Origin of the sequence: Daejeonella sp. H1SJ63, assembly GCF_029360775.1 — a bacterium.
In the GTDB taxonomy this organism is placed as follows: domain Bacteria; phylum Bacteroidota; class Bacteroidia; order Sphingobacteriales; family Sphingobacteriaceae; genus Daejeonella.
The window spans coordinates 1-3,412 of record NZ_JARKMZ010000016.1; the positions used below are offsets into that span (position 1 = coordinate 1).

The window sequence follows — 3,412 nt, forward strand, 5'->3', positions numbered from 1 at the left end:
TTGCGCCTGCTGGCAGATTGGGTATGCTGTAAGTGTCGCTGGTGCAGAAATTATCAGGGCCGGAGATTGCATAATTATTTGCCTGCCCTAATACAGTATATGCAAAAGGACATTTGAGGGAGTAGCAGGATAATAGCCCATACTCTGCCCAAGTACATTAAATACTTCATATACATACGTTCTTAGAGTTGCACTGGTATTAGTTAATGTACCGGGCACAACTTCACAAAATCCTTCTCCATAATTAGGATTGGCCACGCTATAGCCTGTTGTGCCTACGCCCCTTCCCCATGCACCGGCAATATTGCAAAAAGAATAGGGAAATGTGACTGCTCTTGTTACCTCATATCTTTTTACAACGTAAGTGCCCGGGGCAAGCCCTGGTATGGCATAAAACACACTGGTATAACTATCTGTTGTGCTGGCAACTGTACTGCCGGTTGCCGTAAAATGGTTAATTGTATTTGGAGATTGTAATAAACCCAAAGCCTGCGCTGCATTGACACGGCCATGACCTATGGCATTATCAAATCCAGGTAATGTGGCAGCATTAACATCATCTGCACTTATCTTTATAATATTTTCAATATCATCATTAGCCAGGGCTGCATTAAAGCCTTTCAGTAATGACGCTATTCCGGAAACATGCGGGGCAGCCATGGATGTACCGTCCATATTAATATAACCATTATTTGTTAGAGTAGATAAGATACCTACTCCCGGCGCCGACACATCTATATTATTGCCATGGACAGAAAAATTTGCAATAACATCGGCATTATCTGTGGCACCCACCGCTATTACATTATTAAACCCGGCCGGATAGTTGACAACTCCGGGATAGGTTTGCTGATGGTTGCCCATAGCTGCAACAGAAACCCTGTTGGCTTTATAGGCAATGGCAAATGCCTGCGCTATTGTTGTTGAGTACCTACCCGGGGTCTGATCAGGATTTAGAGTTCCCCAACTGTGATTTAATACCCTAACATTCGAGCTGAAGTTAACGGCATCTACAATAGCCTGATAAGTATCTGCATCATCAGAGAGGTTATCTATCCGCCTGGCCAAAATCCTTGCCTGCCAGTCTACCCCGGAAACCCCTTGTGTATTGTTAGATTCTGCGGCAGCGATACCGGAAACATGTATCCCATGACCACCCCAGCCGAAACCGGCATCCGCACCTGCAATTTTATCATTTAAATCCGGGTGGTTTACATCTGTTCCCCCATCAATAACAGCAATGATATTATCAGGGTTACCCGTAAAAATATCCCATGCCCCCTGTGCATGAATATCCGCACCGGGATTGAATGGATTGTTTAAAGCCCATTGATCGGTGTACCGAACATCGCTGGGAATAAGAAGTGGTGAAATAGTTCCATTTTCCTCTGCATATAATACTTCAGGTATAGTCCGCAATTTTTCAATAAGCTCTTTCTTTGATTTCCCTTCTGGTACTTTAATACGGAACAGCTTAGTCATATCCAATTGTCGTATAATAGTTCCGTCTGTTAAAGTTCTTAAAGTATCCGCTTTTTTAAAACGCGGCATGGCAATTTCAAGCATCGCTTCTTCAATACCTGCCTTTTGCAGGGCAATTTTCAGGCTGTCTTTTTTCAGGCTGGCTGTCTTTTCTAATTGACCATTGAGTAATTTTTCACTTTGTTCAACGCCTTCCTTAAAAAATACCAGTATTTCTTTTGAAGGATCCCGCTGGGCAAAAGAAAATAAAGCCTGAAGAAGGATCAAGAATGTAAGAGTATAGTTTTTCATGATACATAAGGTTTAAGATTATTGAGTTATTTTAAACTGATTATAAGTTAACTGCTTCTTGTTGCTGCCATCTGAATTCATGGTCCACAATACCCCCCTGCTTTCGTCAAGCCTTGTATAATCAAACCTGACATATACTATTCTACCATCCGGCGACCAGGAAAAGCCGGTTGATCCATCCGTTGTTAATTTTCTTAAATTACCTCCCTGGTTATTCATTATCCATATTTCATTACCCCCATTTACATTGTTTTGCAAAGAAAGAATTATGTATGATCTATCAAAAGAATATTCAGGATACCTAATATTGTAATCATATTTATTACTCGTGTTAAATGAAGTAAGCTGTATTTTTGAAGAATCTGATAAATTGTATTTATAAACCTCATTATATAAACCAAGATAAATGAAAGAGCTATTGTCAAACCAATCAGGCATTCTACCAGAAGTAATAAGCTTTTTTTCTGTATTAGTAATATTTAATACCAGAACTCCACAAGAATTTTCAGGAGGAGGCGTGACAACACTTCCGCAATCAGTGTTATCAAAAGCAATCCACTCTCCATCCGGGCTCCAGGCAGGAAAGAAATTCCTTCCACTAAAAGTTAGCTGCACTTTAGCTGTTTCATCAAACTTCTCCCCGTCAAAAGGCATTTTAAATATTTGCGTCCCCTGTACAAATGCTATCCATTTGCCATCCGGGCTCCAGGCAGGGTTTTGCAGTTTGTAAGGAAGTATTCTGCGTTTATTGGTACCATCAGCATTCACAAGCCAGAAGCCGGTAGAATCCGGATTGTAAATGTAAGCAGCCTGGCGGGGGCAATCATATCCATACGTATATTTGATCTCTTTTAGGGGTGTATGGTTAAAGCCGATAATATTTCCTGAAGGATGCCATACAGGATCTTCATAAGGAGAGGAGGGGACAAGATCAAAGCCGGGACAAGCGTCTTCATTTTGTGGCTTACTTTTTTTACACGAACTAATGGTCGCACAAAAGATCAGCAAAGTAATAACGTATGGTAAATATTTCCTCATTTCATAAAGTTTAAATTCTACCTGAAAAGTTGGCTGGTGTTTCTCGCCTCCCTCTGCAGCCATGATCTATAGCCTGCCGTATAGCTCTTCAATCAGAATAAACAATTTATTTCCATACGGGCTCCAAACAGGTCCATAGTCAACAAGGCTAAAGTCAATTATCCCGGCGGGAAAGGCCGTTGTTTTTCACTATTCATATTTTTCTTACATGAGCCCAATAAAAGCCCGAACAAGCAGATGATTAGCAGAAAATGATTCCCCTTTAGCATATAGGTAGATATATTATAAGAGATAACCTTTTAATTAGTACGAAACAAAAACTAAAAACGTTACAACAAGCTTTTCTTCTTTAGAATCTTTGAAGGATCCCGCTGGGCAAAAGAAAATAACGCCTGAAGAAGGATCAAGAATGTAAGAGTATAGTTTTTCATGATACATCAGATTCAAGAGTTTAAGATTATTGAGTTATTTTAAACTGATTATTGTTACTGCCAAAGCAGTATTATTTTCTTTGTTCAATTAGAATTGTTTATTTCAACTTTCGGTAAAATCGGGTTTAACCTTCTTAAGAATTATTAAATCTATACGAAAGTTAAAGAGA

2 protein-coding genes are annotated in these 3,412 nt (G+C 39.7%); both read right to left on the minus strand.

What is annotated here, in order from left to right; genetic code table 11:
• Positions 1–87: 87 nt before the first annotated feature.
• A complete protein-coding gene (locus tag P2W72_RS05515; RefSeq protein ID WP_276359910.1) occupies positions 88–1,773 on the minus strand; it encodes a S8 family serine peptidase in 1,686 nt (561 codons plus the stop codon).
• A gap of 18 nt (positions 1,774–1,791) precedes the next feature.
• On the minus strand, positions 1,792–2,874 hold the full coding sequence (locus P2W72_RS05520; protein ID WP_276359911.1) for a hypothetical protein: 1,083 nt from the start codon (positions 2,872–2,874) through the stop codon (positions 1,792–1,794).
• Positions 2,875–3,412 lie beyond the last annotated feature (538 nt).